This is a genomic window from Lentilitoribacter sp. EG35, from assembly GCF_040784015.1.
Classification (GTDB): domain Bacteria; phylum Pseudomonadota; class Alphaproteobacteria; order Rhizobiales; family Rhizobiaceae; genus Lentilitoribacter.
On sequence record NZ_JBFNGQ010000009.1, the window covers coordinates 156728 to 173057 of the forward strand.

Below are 16330 nucleotides of genomic sequence, written 5' to 3' on the forward strand. Positions count from 1 at the left end.
CGTATAATCGAACACCATAAAATATGGATTTTATTGTTTAAACTGTTGGAGAGCGTGATGGCGGACAAACAAACCCCTGAACCGAATTCTAGTATTCTGGAAATTGCTGCTTATGTGCCTGGCAAGAGCAAAGCAACAGGTGCGACTAAAATCCATAAACTTTCTTCAAACGAAACACCGCTTGGAGCAAGTCCACGTGTGCAAGAAGCGATTAGAAATACGCTCGAAGAATTGGAACTATATCCTGAAGGCTCATCTTTGGTTCTGCGTGAAGCAATCGCATCGGTGCACGGTTTAAATGCTGATAATATTTTGTGTGGCAATGGTTCAGATGAGCTTCTTGGTTTATTGAGCCGGACATATCTCTCTCAGGGTGATGAAGCAATTTACTCAGAGCATGGTTTTCTTGTTTACAAAATCGAAATCCTTGCAAGCGGTGCAACGCCTGTCGTCGTTAAGGAAAAAAACCTCACTGTTGATGTGGACGCCGTGCTTGCGGCGATAACACCCCGAACCAAGATGGTGTTTTTAGCAAATCCAAATAATCCGACAGGTACTTATCTGCCCAGCAGTGAATTGCGACGGCTCCATGATGGACTGCCAAAACATGTCATTCTTGTTTTGGATGCAGCATATGCTGAATATGTCCGTAAAAATGACTTTGAAGCGGGTATTGAGATGGTGTCTGCAAATGAAAATGTTGTTATGACACGTACATTTTCCAAGATTTATGGTCTTGCTGGCTTGCGGATTGGCTGGATTTACGCACCGTTGAAAATTATTGATGCGCTTAATCGTGTACGCGGGCCATTTAACGTCAATGCTGTGGCAATTGCTGCGGGCGCTGCTGCGGTGGCCGATAAGAAGCATATTGAAGATGCTATTGATCACAATCTGATTTGGCTTGAGAAGGTGACACAGGGCCTGACGAAAATCGGTCTTGATGTAACACCATCGGTTGGCAATTTTGTGTTGATCACGTTTCCTCAAGATGGTGTACATACTGCCGCAAAGGCAAATGATTATCTTTTATCCAAGGGGTTTATCTTGCGCGCTGTTGGTGGTTATGGGTTTCCAAATTCATTGCGAATGACAATTGGAGGTGATGAGGCGAATGAAGGTGTTATTGCCGCGCTGAAAGATTTTATGGGTAGATCATAATGGGTGATATTCATTTTAATAAAATAGCGCTTATTGGTATTGGCCTTATTGGGTCATCTCTTGCAAGGGTGATAAGAGAAAAGAAACTTGCCGAAACAATTGCAATTATGACGCGTTCTCAAACAACGCTTGATGAGGCTCGTGCGCTTGATTTGGGTGACGAATATTCCACAGACTATGCAGATATTGTCCGGCATGCGGATTTGATCATTGTATCTGTGCCGGTTGGCGCGTCTGGCGCCGTTGCGAAAGATATTGCGTTTCATTTAAAACCAGGTGCTATCGTCACCGATGTTGGATCGACTAAAACGTCGGTTATTGAACAGATGGTTCCTCATATTCCAGATGGCGTGCATTTTATACCAGGTCACCCAATTGCGGGTACCGAGCGTTCAGGTCCTGATGCTGGATTTTCCGAGTTGTTTGAAGGGCGTTGGTGCATCTTAACCCCGCTTGAAAATACCGATCCGGATGCGCAAGATAAACTCTCACAATTCTGGCGTGCTTGCGGCTCTAATATAGATGTCATGGAACACGAACACCATGATCGCGTTCTTGCAATTGTTTCTCATTTACCTCAGTTGATTTCATACAATATTGTTGGAACAGCGAGTGATATGGAAACAGTCACGGATTCTGAAGTAATTAAGTATTCAGCTTCAGGTTTTCGTGATTTTACACGCCTTGCAGCGTCAGATCCGACAATGTGGCGTGATGTTTGTTTGCACAATAAAGATGCTATTCTTGAGATGCTTGCGCGGTTTTCTGAAGATTTATCCTCATTACAGAAGGCAATTCGTTGGGGCAAGGGTGACGAATTGTTTGATTTATTTTCACGCACTCGCGCGGTTCGACGCTCAATTATTGAGGCCGGACAAGATGTTGATGTTCCGGATTTTGGACGTCATCTTTCTACAGATGCACCCTTAGATTCCCAATCAGATGGCGGGAATAAAACCGAGCGGGAATAATCCCGCTTGCACAAAACCGTCTCTGAGTGTGAGTTTGAATTGGATATCGCCATTTGCCCTATTTTGAAACATCGGGAGTAGGGCATTGATCTGTGCAATGTTTTGGCTAAGTTCTGGATAGTTCTTTTGCGCGATTTGTAGAAAGTCCGACGCGTTGTTTATGATCAGATTTAATTCTCCACTTAGTAGTCCCTTTGCCGAAATATTAAGAGGACCATCTGCAGAAATTTTCGCACCGTTTTCACTTATGAAATTGAAGTGCTCAAGATTGATATTTGAACTTCGGATATCAAAATCTTCGCCTGAACGTGTATGTTCTAATGCGTTTGCCCCATCTATAAGCTTTGCAACCATGAAAAACTCAGAAGCGGGCAGTATTGTTTTGGTCCCCTTGGTTTGAGCGATTAACTTGTCCGCACTTGCGGCAACATCAAGATCATTCTCATTCTGTCGCAGATGAATTTGTAAATCGTCAGCTAGTAGGGAACCAAGATCTTTAAAGATTGTGTTTTTGAAATCCACGCGAAGGTTTGATGCTTCCACGGAGGTGCGATTGATATTTGTGAGATCAATACTGGCGCTTGCTTTTAGGTTTTGCCAATTGATTTCTAATTGATTGCTCTTGTCAGATAAAAGCATGGGGCCATCAAGTTCAGCGATGATTTTGCCAGGTTTGTATATTTGGGCGGCTGTTCGTAATGCACCTGCGGATAATCCAAACCGTCGTCTATTGTCATCAAATGCTGTGTGCGAACAACGAAGTCCCAACCGGAATGGAAAGCCTTCAACATCTAAGTTGTTACACGTGATTGTTTTGCCATCTGATGAAAACTCAGCGAGTTTATCACTAACGCGCACCTTCATTTCATCTGCGGTCCAATTCCAACCTAGATATACTGCAACAACAACAAAGACGATGCTAATGCCCAACCATAATATCTTCGTGCGCGGTTGCATGCCTGCTGATTTAGTAGAATTGATCACTTGATTTGCTTTCCTATGTTGTGCATTGCATGGTGTGATGTTCACCTTATTGGAATCAATGGCATATAATATGGACGATTTTTGGGTCTTCGGTTACGGATCGCTTATGTGGCGGCCAGGGTTTGAGTTTATAGAGCAACACAGAGCACATTTATATGGCTATCGACGGTCTTTATGTGTTCATTCCCATGTTCATCGTGGAACGCCGGAGAAACCGGGTCTGGTTTTGGGGTTAGATACCGGGGGATCATGCAGTGGAATTGCGTTTAAAGTTTCTCGCAATATTCATGATGAGGTTATGGAATATCTTCATGGGCGTGAACTGGTGACAAATGTTTACATTGAGCGCGTTTGTAATCTTAAGCTACATGACAAGCGTCGTGTACCTGCTTACTGTTACATTGTTGACAGGCAACATAAGCAATATGCAAGCGGTTTGTCGGCTGAAACTGCCGCGCATGTTGTTCAGTCTTCAAAAGGTCAATCGGGGCATAATGTTGACTATGTACGAAGTACAGTAGAGCATCTCCGCGAAATGAAGCTGCGGGATGCCTGGCTTGAAGACGTTGATAGACGGCTTAAACCGTAGCGGATGATTTAATATCTTCCAGTCTTTGCACTACAAGCGGTGGCAAAGGTAGATTTGGATTGTTTTCCACTGCATCCAGCAACAGTTCATCCGAAGCTTCCTGTGTGACGTTGGTCAGTTTTTCCAGTGCATCTCTAATGGATAGGCCAGGTTCGATTGGGGGTAATATTCGTGCCTTGAAATGACCTGGTTGACGTAAGAATGAATGGCGTGGCCAGTACAGACCAGATACGAGCGCGATTGGAACAAGCGGCACGTCAATGCCACTATAGATGCGTGCGGCTCCGAATTTATAGTCAAGTGGTGCACCCACTGGGCTGCGGGTACCTTCCGGAAATATAAATAATTGACGACCGTTTTGACCTATTTCTCGTTTGGCACCGACCATAACGCTTGCCATAGCTTTGCCTTTGGCTCCACGGTCGACAGAAATCATTTTAAGTTTCGTAAGGCATCTGCCGAACAATGGTATTCGTAGTAGTTCTTGTTTGAAAATGAAAACGGGACTGTCAATATATTGAAAAAACGCAAATGTATCCCAAAAAGATTGATGTTGGGCGGCAACTATGAAGCCTCTGTCTTTGGGTAAGTTCTCTAAACCCTCTATTTCGACTTTGGTGCCTGCAATAATCTCCTGCAACCTTATAGATGATTGGCCCCATGCTTTTGCTTGTGCGAGTACTGTTTCTTTACTGCCGAAATAAAGCCAAGGGAGCATGATGATCAACCGGCCAATCGTGTTGATGTAAAATGCAATATTAAAAAGGGCAGAGCGGATGAACAGCATGAATAAGATCTCAAATTAGTTTTGTGACTGCTTACACGAACTTTATTGCTGCACAAAGCACCTTTTATGATTTAGAATTTGTTCTTAGCTATCGCGCGTACTTTATCACGTATATTTTTCGCCAAATTCTTAGAGCTTCTGTAAATATCCAATTGTTTGGTAACTTGGCGAACGTCTTTATCACTATTGGGGCTGGTGCCCACGATAATTGTTCCCATCTCGCAACGCTCTTTCCAAAAACGTGACATGATCGGGTGGTCTGGAACGGCACAAGAATCAGTTCGAATAGTATTGAAGTCATCAAGTTGCCATTCAGTTGTCTGTTGCATGAGTAATTTGCCAACAGAAAGCGTCGAGTAATCTTCATCAAATGTTGTTTTCCAAGTGTAACTTTCACCACCCATAACAAACACAATAAGTGAGGCAATTACTTTACCGTCAAGCTGCAACGAGTGGATGCGAACACGGTCTAGCTCAGCGAGGTTTTGTACGGCTTCTCTTGCAAATGCTGCACGGTGTCGGTCTGCAACAAGAGATGTCTTTTTCTGGCCTTTCCAGCCCTTGTTTTCCAAATGTAAAAACTCATCAAGTGCAACACGGATGTCACCGGGCTGTCTGGCAATAACAAATTCCAGTTCACCCATTTCTGCAAGCCGGCGTCGTTGGCGCTCTAGATCGCGTAAATGATGTTTGGAGATGGCGCTTGAAATATAGTCCGGTGAATCAATTTCACTTTCAAGCATTGGCCTTTCAAACTTATTTGTTATCGCGAGTGGCAGATTTTTGCTTAATGCGATACCGCTCATCATCCGCGCAAAGGAGCTGTCTAGACGAATATCGGGAAAAACTAAAACATTTGGAAGTTTCATCTCTTCTCGAGATACGCCTTCCATAAAGTCATCCAAGCTTTGAAGAGCATTTTCGCTATCAATAAGCGGGGTTCCTAATGGACCATATTCATTGGACCAGATCCGCATAATTGGAACGCCAATACCCAAGTTTGGTTTTTCAACTGAAAAAGGTAATAGCAATCGTATACGACTGCGCTGCGCGTTTACATCTCGCATGACGCATAATTGGACGGTTCGATTGTCGAGGCGCGGCATAGCAGGTGCTAGAAAGCCACTGGTGAAAAAGATGTTTGGCTCAAGCGCTCTGTTGGAGATAAATTCCAATTCTCGCTCTAGCTCATAGCCGGATCGAGCGGGATAGATAGCCAGTTCACGTCCCTCTGTCCCGATGCGGATCATTCGATCAGGCTCAATAGCCAGTTCGTTGTGCGTCGCAGTTGTTTGCAGGCTAGAGGCTGCTTTTGACATCATGTCTTGCTCATCAATCATGACGTAGACTTTCTATTAGTTTGGACAGTGTAGTTAGGAACATTTTGTTTTGTCGCGGGGCTAAATACAAACATCATGATGTCCATTTTTTTGTAGATCACGATGAAAAGTAAGATTGCTTCGATAAACATAGCACCCGCGGTAGCCATCGCGGCGCCCATTATCCCAAACAGCGGGATTAGAGCAAAGTTTAAGCTAAGATTGGCACTTAGAGTGACTGCATAGATAATCGTGCAGATTTTTTGATGGCCTGCCATAAATAGTAGCACTTCGCCAGGACCAATGCAGGCCTTTGCAAGGATGCCAATGAGCAGGATTGCCATAACGGTGTAGCCTTCTATAAAACTTTCACCAAACATGGACAATATAAATTGGCCAAATACTATAACAAATGCGCCCATGGCAATTGTTGGGAAAAATGTCCAACGGGCTGTTTGTTTTACAAATTTATTAAGTGCACCCATGTCGCCAGATGCATACAATGCTGAGAAGCGTGGGGCGGCACCAGCTTTTACTGCAAAATATATAAAGTGAACCAATGCCATTGTTTTTGCAGCGGCAAAATAAATTGCAACGCGTTCAGGAGATAAGAAAAACCCTACAATGATCACATCCGCATTTGTTAAAAGATAGTAGAAACCCTCGATAAAAAAAATGGGTATAGAAACGCCAACCCATTGTTTGATCTCCCATTCATAATGACCTTTTTGAAAACGGTTTCCTAACTTGTAAGTTACGGTTATGAATTGCGCAAATGTTGTTATGTATGTTGATGCGAGTGCGCACAGCAGCGCAAGTCTTGCATTTGCTTCATACCCTATCAAAATTGCCCCCAGCACAAATAGAATAATGAGGCCTGGACGAATTATAAAAGTTGGACTTAGCGCTACAATTGGCCAATTGTTCGCGCGGGATGTTCCATCCAATACGTCGCCTAATGCGATCATGGGAATGGCGCATCCACCTAAAATAATAGGAACGAGATAATAGTCTGGGATGGAGTTTTCGAAAAAGAAAACAGCACCAACACCGATTAATGCGAAGATGGAAGCGATGATGATTGCAAAAACACGAGATATAAACGTTAGGCCCCGAATGTGAGAGTTTTGACCTGTTGTTTCATATTGGGGTAGGAACTTAATAACCGTTGTATGAAGGCCAAGGCAGGATAGATTTCCGGCAATAATGACAAACACCCAGATGAATACGAAAATTCCGTATTCGAAACCTCCCATGCTTCTGGCAAGAATAATTTGAGACAAAAATGCAACGGCTGCCGAGAGGATACGAATAGCAAAAGCAAGTAATGCTGTACGTTCCGCATTTCTTGTACCGTCTGTGTTTTCCAGAATTGCAAAAATCTGAGCAAGCTTCGGCAGAGCCAACCGACTAAGTCGATTGGGCATAAGTCTTTGCAATACTGACAAAATTACGTCTGACACACTCACCACATATTTGCATTTAAAGTTTGTGCAAATTGTAGTGAAACAGCGTTAACAAAGTGTATTGATTAAAGCGAAGTCAATGTTTTACTCAAATGTTTTCAGGTGCAAACGAGCCATGGCAATGTTTGTATTTCTTACCACTGCCACAAGGACAAGCTTCATTTCTACCAACTTTGCCCCAAGTTGTTTGGTCATTCGGGTCACGATCTTCTGGAGCTACAATTTGGTTAGACATGGTTTGCGTTTGAAATGACGCTCCGTCAGCTTCGCTGTCGCCAGCGCTTGCATGACTTGCTTCCATAACCTCTGGGGGCTGTGGAGCAGGTTCTTCTGCTTGTTGGGCTAATTCTACGCGCATAAGCTGAGATGTAACAACCTGACGTAGATTTGCGAGCAATGCCTGGAAAAGCTCAAAGCCTTCCGATTTATATTCTTGCAATGGATCGCGTTGTGCATAGCCTCGTAATCCTACGACAGAACGGAGTGATTCAAGGTTGACGAGATGCTCTCGCCATAACTGATCAAGTGTTTGAAGAACAACAGATTTTTGAACATATGTGTTAATTTCAGGTCCGAAGCGTTCTGCTTTTTCTTTAGCAATATTTTCGACAATTTCGGTTAGTCGCTCATGGATGTTATCTTCGGCAATACCTTCTTCTTCTGCCCACTCATCAACTGGAACATCGACATTGAGATAAGTTTGGATGTCTTCTCTAAGTTGAGCCGTTGACCATTGAGCAGGATATGCATTTTCTGGAATATGTTGGCTGATGAGATCATCAATAACATCCTGGCGCATTTCAGCGACAGTTTCTGAAATATCTTCAGCATCCATAAGTTCTAGACGCTGTTCAAAAATAACCGTTCGTTGATCATTCATGACATCATCAAATTTCAGCAAATTTTTCCGAACATCAAAGTTGCGCGCTTCGACTTTTTTCTGAGCGCGTTCAAGTGCTTTATTGATCCATGGGTGAACAATTGCTTCACCTTCTTCGAGACCAAGCTTTTGCAGCATACCATCCATACGTTCGGAACCGAATATGCGCATAAGATCATCTTGCAAAGATAAGAAGAAGATTGAACGACCCGGATCGCCCTGACGGCCTGAACGACCGCGCAACTGGTTATCGATACGGCGACTTTCGTGACGCTCTGTAGCCAGAACAAACAAACCGCCAGCATCGAGCGCTTCTTTTTTGAGTTTTTCGACGTCAGCCTTGATCTCGGCTTCTTTTTTTGTTCGTTCCGGACCTTCTTTCATTTCACCAAGCTCAAGTGCAACTCGCATATCAAGATTGCCACCAAGCTGAATATCTGTCCCGCGACCAGCCATGTTGGTCGCAATGGTTACAGCCCCCGGTACACCAGCTTGTGAGACGATAGCAGCTTCCTGTTCGTGGTAGCGAGCGTTGAGGACATTAAACCCTTCGACACCTGCATTTTTTAATAATTCAGCTAGTTGCTCAGATTTTTCAATCGAAGTTGTACCAACAAGAACTGGTTGTTTTTTATCGGAAGCGGCTTTGATCTCTTTGATAATAGCCTGATATTTTTCTTCGACAGTGCGGTAAACTTCGTCGTCGTCGTCAATACGGGAGATTGGAACATTGGTTGGAACTTCAACCACGCCAAGGCCATAAATATTGGCAAATTCTTCTGCTTCCGTTGAAGCTGTGCCTGTCATACCACCAAGTTTGTCGTACATGCGGAAGTAGTTTTGGAAGGTTACTGAGGCCAGAGTTTGATTTTCTGGTTGAATAGTAACCTTTTCCTTTGCTTCGAGCGCTTGGTGTTGACCTTCGCCATAACGACGACCTGGCATCATTCGACCAGTAAATTCATCAATAATAACAATTTCACCGTTGCGAACGATATAATCTTTGTCACGTGTAAACAATTTATGCGCACGTAAGGCATTATTGATGTGATGTACGATAGAAACATTTTCGACATCATAAAGTGATTCACCTTTTAACAGGTCTGCTTCTGTGAGAAGTTTTTCCAGCTTCTCCGTACCTTCTTCAGTAAAGTTGGCTGAGCGTTGCTTTTCATCAAGCTCGTAATCGCTGTCATCCAATAGAGGGATAAATGTATCAACGCTGGTGTAAAGGTCGGACTTGTCTTCAAGTGGCCCAGAGATTACTAGCGGTGTTCTTGCTTCATCGATAAGAATTGAATCAACCTCATCAACAATTGCAAAATGATGTCCGCGCTGCACCATTTGTGAACGTTCATATTTCATATTATCGCGCAGATAATCAAAGCCAAGTTCGTTATTTGTGCCATATGTGACATCACATGCGTATGCAGCACGGCGTTCGTCATCTTCAAGTCCATGAACGATGGTTGCTGTTGTCATACCAAGAAAACTAAAGAGTTTGCCCATCCATTCAGAATCGCGTGTTGCAAGATAATCGTTTACTGTGACGACGTGAACGCCTTTGCCTGAAAGGGCATTGAGATAGGTTGGTAGCGTTGCTACGAGAGTTTTACCTTCACCTGTTTTCATCTCAGAAATTGCATTTTCATGCAAAATCATGCCACCAATTAGTTGCACGTCAAAAGGTCGTAAACCTAAAACGCGCTTTGACGCTTCACGTACCGTTGCAAATGCAGGCACCAAAATATCATCGACTGACTTACCGCCTGCCAATTCAGCCCTCAACTTATCGGTTTGTGCTTTCAGTTCATCATCGGAAAGGGCTGCAATTTCTGCTTCCATTGCATTGATGGCATCGACTTTTGGTTTATAGCCGCGAATGCGGCGCTCATTTGAGGAGCCGAAGATTTTTTGTGCGATTGCGCCGAAGCTGACCATGGAAATGGTCCTTTCTGGTTTGCTGCCTCACTTGCTCGATTTTTGACGCGAGGCGGATACTTGAACTTTCATGCCGTAAAACGGTTGTTATTTCGTTTAAGCGTACGTAAAAGAATGAAATAATACGCCGCTTTGCCTGACAGATAAGAGTGAGTTTAAGCGATGTCAACAGGATCAGGCTTATCAGCTGCCGTGCTTTTATAAAAAGGGATATTCAATGAGTTATTTAAAATTCGCTGCAGGTGTTGCAACAGCAGTTGCTTTAACACTCTCACCACTCACTTCAAATGCACAAGATAGTGATGCATTGATTGCTAAAATTGATGGTGTTGAAATTAAACAAAGTGACTTTGATCTGTTTCAAACACTTGATCAATCATTTGCGCAGCTACAAGGTGAACAGAAGCGTCTTGCGGTTTTGTCGGCAATTATTGATGTAAAATCATTGGCAAAGAAGGCCGAAGCTGAGAAATTTGCAGATGGTGATGACTTCAAAAAACGTATGCAGCTTCTAAGAGAACGAACATTGCACAATGCGTATTTTCAAAAGAAGGTTATTACATCAGTTACCGAAGAAGATGCAAAAGCTCGCTTTGATAAAGAGCTTGCGGCTGCAACTCCAGAAGTTGAAGTTCGAGCGCGTCACATTCTTGTCAAAACATTAGAGGAAGCGAAAGCCGTTATCAAACAGTTGGATGACGGCACTGATTTCGTGGAGCTTGCGAAGGAAAAATCCACAGGTCCAAGTGGCCCCAATGGTGGTGATCTCGGTTTCTTTGGATCAGGACAAATGGTTCCTGAATTTGAAACGGCAGCTTTTGCACTTGAGGCTGGTGCTTATACAAAGGAGCCTGTTAAAACACAATTTGGTTTTCATGTTATCAAACTAGAAGAAAAACGTGATCGCCCATTCCCTAAATTTGAAGAAGTAAGTGATAATATGCGTCAAGTATTGCTGCGTGAGCGTTATCTTGAACTTGTAAAAACTGCCCGTGCGGAGGTTGAAATTGAGATTTTGGATGAAGGTTTGAAAACTGCCTACGAACAAAATGCTCCAAAGTAGGGCCTGACTAAATGAAAGTATCACCCTTAGCGCCCAAAAAATTTGCGGAGTTGCCGCCAATTGCTGGTGTTAAAATGCAAACCATTGAGGCTGGAATTAAATATTCTGGCCGCGATGATGTTTTGTTGATGACATTTGACACTCCAGCATCGGTTGCTGGCGTATTTACCAAGTCAAAATGTGCGAGTGCTCCCGTTGATTTTTGCCAGAGGAACCTTTCCAAGGGTGTAGCGAAGGCGCTTGTTGTTAACTCAGGTAATGCTAACGCTTTTACAGGCGTTAAGGGTGCTGACGCGACACGTGATACGGCACAAATGGCTGCAAACGCGATTGGATGTACCGAGGATGAGATCTATCTTGCATCAACAGGTGTTATTGGCGAACCGCTTGATGCTGGAAAATTTGCTGGTGTGATGGATGAACTCGTGGCAGGGGGCATAGAAGATAATTGGCTTAGTGCTGCCAAGGCTATTATGACGACTGATACCTATCCTAAAGTTGCCACTATCACGACGAGTATAAATGGCGAACCAGTTACTATAAATGGCATTGCCAAAGGCTCGGGCATGATTATGCCTGATATGGCAACTATGCTTTCCTTTATTGTGACAGATGCAAATATTCCATCAGATGTTTTGCAAAGCCTTTTGTCCATTCATGTTGATACAAGTTTTAATGCCATAACAGTGGATAGCGACACATCCACTTCTGATACAGTGCTTTTATTCGCCACGGGTGCAAAGGGCGATAAAGTTGAGCGTGTAGATGATACGGCTCTGGAATCTTTCTCCCAGGCTCTTCGAGCACTTATGCATGATCTGTCGATGCAAATTGTTCGTGATGGAGAAGGTGCGACCAAACATGTGGAAATACATGTTACTGGTGCGTCATCGGACCAATCGGCAAAGGTCGTTGGATTATCCATTGCAAATTCACCATTGGTAAAAACTGCAATCGCGGGTGAAGATGCCAATTGGGGCCGTGTCGTTATGGCTGTTGGCAAAGCGGGTGAAGAAGCTGATCGTGATAGAATCGCAATTTGGTTTGGTGATGTTCGCGTTGCTGTTGCTGGCGAACGTGATCCCGATTATTCTGAAGATGAAGCATCACTTCAAATGAAGGGTGATGAAATTTATCTTAAAGTTGATCTTGGGATTGGTTCTGGTCAAGCCAAGGTTTGGACGTGTGATTTAACAAAAGAATATGTGGCAATTAATGGCGATTATCGATCTTAACAGTGTGGCGTTGATATGTTGAAACATGCAATTGTTAGGCGACTAGAAGCACTAGCTTTTCGTGCGTGGCCAGCTGCATCAACATTTTATGATGGCAGCTGGTTGATAAGGCAAACAGCAGGCCATCCGTCCAAGCGATTGAACTCGGTTAACCCGCTTGATCCATCAGATCATCATCAGATCGAAGAGCGCATTGAGCGAGCAACACGAAGGTTCGAATCCTATAATCGACCACTTGTTTTTCGCCAATCACCGCTGGCGCCTCCGCAATTGGATAGTTTTCTTGATGCGCGTGGTTGGGTAAGGTTTGATGAATCTATCGTGTTAATGGTGGATATAGATGCAATTAACCTTGATGATGCGGTTGATATGGTGCCAGTTCAGGATGTAGGCCTTTATGTCGACGCTGCCGTTAAAATCCGAGAGAGGGATCGTGATTTTAAAGCTGGCCTCACAGAGATTGTTACTTCGATTAAACCGAAGACAGGATTTTTTCTGTTAAAAGATGAAGAAGGCGGCGTGGTATCATCTGCACTTTGTGTGCACGATGATGAATATGCGGGCCTCTTGGATGTTGGAACAAGCAAACAATGTCAGCGTGCGGGGCACGCGCGCGCAATTTTAAAGTCAGCGATTTTGTGGGCTCGCTATAATGGTTCGAAACGAGTTTGGCTGCAGGTTGAAAAAGCGAATGCGCCCGCGCGCGCACTTTATGATCAAATTGGTTTTAAAGAGATCTATCGATACAGTTATCGCAAACAACCGGATCATGCATTGTAATGCCAGATGAAACTAAAATTGTCTGCGTGGTTGCTTGCGCGTTGGTTGATGCGGACAACCGCATATTAATTGCCCAGCGTCCGGTGGGGAAATCTATGGCTGGCTTGTGGGAATTTCCTGGCGGCAAAATTGAAAATGGTGAGACGCCAGAAGGTGCTCTTATTCGTGAGCTAGAAGAAGAATTGGGTATTGAAACTAAAGAAAGCTGCCTAGCTCCCCTAACATTTGCGTCACATTCCTATGACGCATTTCATCTATTAATGCCATTATTTATATGCCGCCGGTTTTGGGGAACACCTCAGCCGAGGGAAGGTCAGGCATTAAAATGGGTGCGTGCTAAACAGCTGAGAGACTACGATATGCCCCCAGCGGATGAGCCTCTTATATCACATTTGCTCGATTACCTTTAATCACATAACTATTTCTAGCCATTGATATTAGCAGAAAACAATGCGCTTTTGTTAAGTTAACGTTTATCACATTATGCAATCCTTGTTTTGTAACTCGTATAAGTGGATTAGTGTAATGGCAAATGAAGAGCTTTGGACCTCATCAGGTGATGATGTTTTTGAGACGAAAAGTAGTGGTACCAGTGCGCTACGTATCTCGGTATTATTTGCTTGCGGCGCTGTCGCACTAGCACTTGTTGTTACGCCGATAGTAGCAGGTGATACTTCATCCAAGAATGATGCCTACGATAATCTAATAACGAGTTCAGTTGGGGGTGGTAACGTCTCGAGATCTAAGGTCATTCAGGCTTTCCCAAAGAGCCTTAATAATCAAGGCTCTGGTTCGAATGTTTATACTATCCGGCGTTCAATCACGCAAACGTCGAACGAAACCTGCATTATTTATGATAACGGTTTGAAGACAGATGGTTGCGAGTAAGAAAGCGGTGAACAAGATGATCAATCTTTTAAGAAGATTTCGAAATAATGAGCGTGGCGCAACAGTCGTTGAATATGCTCTTATAGGGGGCTTAATTTCAATATCGGTTATTGCGGGTGCAACTCAAATGGGCGGTACATTAGGTAATATTCTACAGGGGCACGCCGATACTATAACTGAAGCCAACAAGAAAGAAGAATAAAGTTAGCTCTGCTACTTTTGAACTTTAATCTCATCCACATTAAGAGCATCGGCTAAGCGTTGTTTTGCTGAGCCTGGCTTTAAAGGCTTTTGCTGGCTGTCATGTGCCTTCCATCCGTTTAGATAGATGATGTTAAAACTCGCGCGTATGCGGCCATCATGATCGGAAAATCGCTCAAGGTAGATTTCATTTGCCCGCTTAAACAAAGTTCTTGAGGTAGTTTTTTTTGAACGGTCGGTTAATGAATTTGTCATTCCCATAGCTCTTAAATCTTTCATCAAAGCAAAGAGACTGTCATATCGTACTGTCAGGCCTTCGCTATCAATGACGGGAAGGGTAAAGCCTGCTCTTTGAAGAAGCCCGCCAAAATCTCTTATATTTGCAAATGGTAGAACGCGGGCGCTTGCACCGCCAAATAATTCAGTTTCTGCAACCAAAAGGCACTCTCTTAGTTCTTGCAATGTGCCAGCTCCCAGCACGGCTCCAGAAAATAAACCATCAGGGGACAATGCTTTGTTTATTTGCATGAACATGCCGGGCGTATCGTTGGTTAGGTGCAGCGAAAGCGGTGATACAATGAGATCGGCTTTTGATGATAAGTCTGGAAATTTTTCCAAACTTGTAACTAATGTAGCGTCATCGTGGTTTTGCTGATACCAATCGATGAGTTGAAAATGATCTGCCTGACCACGTTGGCGTATGCGATCCGCTAGATCACCAGTATAACCGTGCAGCTGTATTGCCGTTTTAAATTTTCTTTCAATTACCGAAAGCCGTTCATCTAATTCCTGATTTACATATTTTAGCAAAAAATCTGCACCTTTTACGCTAGCTTTTTCGGCGCGTATTCTTCTTTTCAGAAGGGTTTCATGATCAATAATGAGTTTCATGGCTGACTTAGGCTTCTTAAAATGAAATTATATCCTCGCTTAACAAGTAATCTGGGGTTAATGTCAAGCAAATGAAACATAATCTATCATTTGCATATCTGATTGCGAGGCGATTAGCTACATCAGTTGATCAGCTACTTTACCCACCGATATGTGCGAATTGTGGTGTGTTTTCAAGTCACCATAACGCTTTATGTGCACAATGCTGGAAAGATGTGAAATTTATTGAAAAACCTTACTGTGACGTGTCCGGCCATCCGTTTGCATTTGATTTAGGTGAGGGGATAGTTTCCGCAGATGTAATTGCAAACCCTCCTCCCTATAAACGGGCAAGAGCTGCGGTTGTGTATGATGGTCCTGCGAGAAAAATAGTTCACTTGATGAAGTATAAGGATCGGCAGGAACTATCAAATCTCATGGTCAACTGGATGGTAAGAGCAGCGCGGGATTGCCTTGTAGATGCAGATATAATCGTCCCTGTACCTTTGCATCGATGGCGTCTTTTGAGCCGACGGTTTAATCAGTCAGCTGAACTGGCGCGTAATTTAGCGCGAAAAACTGATAAATATTATCTGCCGTCTGCGTTGATACGTAAAAAATCCACACTTCCCCAGGTCGGATTGCCAGCAATAGCAAGACAAAATAATGTCAGGGGTGCATTTATCGTGCAGGAAGATAAAAAGCCTGACATTTTGGGTAAGCGGATTATTCTTGTTGATGATGTTTATACAACGGGAGCTACGGTGGATGCTGCCAGTCGAGCATTGTTGCAAGCTGGAGCGGATGAGGTGTCAGTTGTAACCTTTGCGCGGGTCGTGAATGAGCATTGATATCAAACCATTAGATCACTATATATCCTCATAACTTAATAGCTTTAATGGTATTTGAACTGGATCATAACTTGAAAGACATAACGATATATACACGACAGTTTTGTGGATTTTGCACCGCGGCAAAGCGACTTTTGTCTAAAAAAGGAGTTGCTTTTACCGAACATGACGCAACATTTAATCCAGCCTTAAAGAAAGAGATGATTGCTAAATCACAAGGTGGAACAACTTTCCCGCAAATTTTTATTGGCAAGGAACATGTTGGCGGTTGCGACGATCTTTTTGCGCTTGAGAATAACGGTGCGCTCAACGTTATGCTCGAAGACTAATTCAGGTTCATTGTT

Annotated in this window: 16 protein-coding genes and 2 pseudogenes; 11 read left to right on the forward strand and 7 right to left on the reverse strand. The window is 43.5% G+C overall.

Annotated features, from left to right (window positions below; translation table 11 throughout):
* The first annotated feature begins 57 nt into the window (after window positions 1-57).
* Together hisC and AB2J24_RS15575 are read left to right on the forward strand one after the other, a co-directional pair.
* Window positions 58-1161 (forward strand): histidinol-phosphate transaminase, encoded by a 1104-nt coding sequence (hisC, locus tag AB2J24_RS15570; RefSeq protein WP_367386124.1) that lies wholly within the window; start codon window positions 58-60, stop codon window positions 1159-1161.
* Window positions 1161-2132: a prephenate/arogenate dehydrogenase family protein gene (locus AB2J24_RS15575; RefSeq protein WP_162654779.1), complete on the forward strand. Its 972-nt coding sequence runs from the start codon at window positions 1161-1163 to the stop codon at window positions 2130-2132. The genes hisC and AB2J24_RS15575 overlap by 1 nt, the downstream gene beginning before the upstream one ends.
* On the opposite strand, the gene AB2J24_RS15580 is transcribed toward AB2J24_RS15575, so the two are convergent.
* Window positions 2100-3116 carry a DUF2125 domain-containing protein gene (locus AB2J24_RS15580; RefSeq protein ID WP_162654780.1) on the reverse strand — a complete coding sequence of 339 codons (1017 nt, stop codon included), beginning with the start codon at window positions 3114-3116 and terminating at the stop codon, window positions 2100-2102. The two genes, AB2J24_RS15575 and AB2J24_RS15580, sit on opposite strands and share 33 nt — an antisense overlap.
* A gap of 70 nt (window positions 3117-3186) precedes the next feature.
* Here AB2J24_RS15580 and AB2J24_RS15585 point away from each other — a divergent pair, with 70 nt between their 5' ends.
* Complete coding sequence (locus tag AB2J24_RS15585) at window positions 3187-3705, forward strand: gamma-glutamylcyclotransferase (RefSeq protein WP_367386125.1); 519 nt, start codon at window positions 3187-3189, stop codon at window positions 3703-3705.
* Here AB2J24_RS15585 and AB2J24_RS15590 read toward each other — a convergent pair.
* From AB2J24_RS15590 to secA, 5 genes and pseudogenes are all read right to left on the reverse strand, one after another.
* Complete coding sequence (locus AB2J24_RS15590; protein WP_367386126.1) at window positions 3695-4492, reverse strand: lysophospholipid acyltransferase family protein; 798 nt, start codon at window positions 4490-4492, stop codon at window positions 3695-3697. The genes AB2J24_RS15585 and AB2J24_RS15590 overlap by 11 nt on opposite strands.
* 71 nt (window positions 4493-4563) lie before the next feature.
* Window positions 4564-5832 carry a GNAT family N-acetyltransferase gene (locus AB2J24_RS15595; RefSeq protein ID WP_367386127.1) on the reverse strand — a complete coding sequence of 423 codons (1269 nt, stop codon included), beginning with the start codon at window positions 5830-5832 and terminating at the stop codon, window positions 4564-4566.
* Window positions 5829-7238, reverse strand: a complete 1410-nt coding sequence (locus AB2J24_RS15600; RefSeq protein WP_420883664.1) for a lipopolysaccharide biosynthesis protein — start codon at window positions 7236-7238, stop codon at window positions 5829-5831. Before AB2J24_RS15600 ends, AB2J24_RS15595 begins: the two co-directional genes overlap by 4 nt.
* Window positions 7239-7365: 127 nt before the next feature.
* Window positions 7366-7497: pseudogene (locus AB2J24_RS19895) on the reverse strand (SEC-C metal-binding domain-containing protein); the annotation flags it as partial.
* 65 nt (window positions 7498-7562) lie between these two features.
* Window positions 7563-10098: pseudogene (gene secA, locus AB2J24_RS15605) on the reverse strand (preprotein translocase subunit SecA); the annotation flags it as partial.
* Window positions 10099-10315: 217 nt separating this feature from the next.
* On the opposite strand from secA, the gene AB2J24_RS15610 reads away from it, so the two are divergent.
* The 6 genes from AB2J24_RS15610 (at window position 10316) to AB2J24_RS15635 (ending at window position 14266) form a co-directional block, all read left to right on the forward strand.
* Window positions 10316-11161: a peptidylprolyl isomerase gene (locus tag AB2J24_RS15610; RefSeq protein ID WP_367386130.1), complete on the forward strand. Its 846-nt coding sequence runs from the start codon at window positions 10316-10318 to the stop codon at window positions 11159-11161.
* Between the two features lie 11 nt (window positions 11162-11172).
* Window positions 11173-12396 carry a bifunctional glutamate N-acetyltransferase/amino-acid acetyltransferase ArgJ gene (gene argJ / locus AB2J24_RS15615; protein ID WP_162654786.1) on the forward strand — a complete coding sequence of 408 codons (1224 nt, stop codon included), beginning with the start codon at window positions 11173-11175 and terminating at the stop codon, window positions 12394-12396.
* A gap of 15 nt (window positions 12397-12411) precedes the next feature.
* Window positions 12412-13176 carry a GNAT family N-acetyltransferase gene (locus AB2J24_RS15620; protein ID WP_162654787.1) on the forward strand — a complete coding sequence of 255 codons (765 nt, stop codon included), beginning with the start codon at window positions 12412-12414 and terminating at the stop codon, window positions 13174-13176.
* On the forward strand, window positions 13176-13586 hold the full coding sequence (mutT, locus tag AB2J24_RS15625; protein WP_367386131.1) for an 8-oxo-dGTP diphosphatase MutT: 411 nt from the start codon (window positions 13176-13178) through the stop codon (window positions 13584-13586). Before AB2J24_RS15620 ends, mutT begins: the two co-directional genes overlap by 1 nt.
* A gap of 115 nt (window positions 13587-13701) precedes the next feature.
* A complete protein-coding gene (locus AB2J24_RS15630) occupies window positions 13702-14064 on the forward strand; it encodes a hypothetical protein (protein WP_367386132.1) in 363 nt (120 codons plus the stop codon).
* A 16-nt stretch (window positions 14065-14080) separates the two neighbouring features.
* Window positions 14081-14266, forward strand: a complete 186-nt coding sequence (locus AB2J24_RS15635; protein WP_367386133.1) for a Flp family type IVb pilin — start codon at window positions 14081-14083, stop codon at window positions 14264-14266.
* A gap of 11 nt (window positions 14267-14277) precedes the next feature.
* On the opposite strand, the gene AB2J24_RS15640 is transcribed toward AB2J24_RS15635, so the two are convergent.
* The gene (locus tag AB2J24_RS15640; protein ID WP_367386134.1) at window positions 14278-15156 is read right to left on the reverse strand and encodes an SAM-dependent methyltransferase; all 879 of its coding nucleotides are present in this window, start codon (window positions 15154-15156) and stop codon (window positions 14278-14280) included.
* Between the two features lie 71 nt (window positions 15157-15227).
* Between AB2J24_RS15640 and AB2J24_RS15645 the strand changes: the two genes are divergently transcribed.
* Both AB2J24_RS15645 and grxC read left to right on the forward strand, forming a co-directional pair.
* Window positions 15228-15986, forward strand: coding sequence for a ComF family protein (locus tag AB2J24_RS15645; RefSeq protein WP_367386135.1), 759 nt, complete (start codon window positions 15228-15230; stop codon window positions 15984-15986).
* A gap of 47 nt (window positions 15987-16033) precedes the next feature.
* Window positions 16034-16315 carry a glutaredoxin 3 gene (grxC, locus tag AB2J24_RS15650; protein WP_420883663.1) on the forward strand — a complete coding sequence of 94 codons (282 nt, stop codon included), beginning with the start codon at window positions 16034-16036 and terminating at the stop codon, window positions 16313-16315.
* The last annotated feature ends 15 nt before the right edge of the window (window positions 16316-16330 follow it).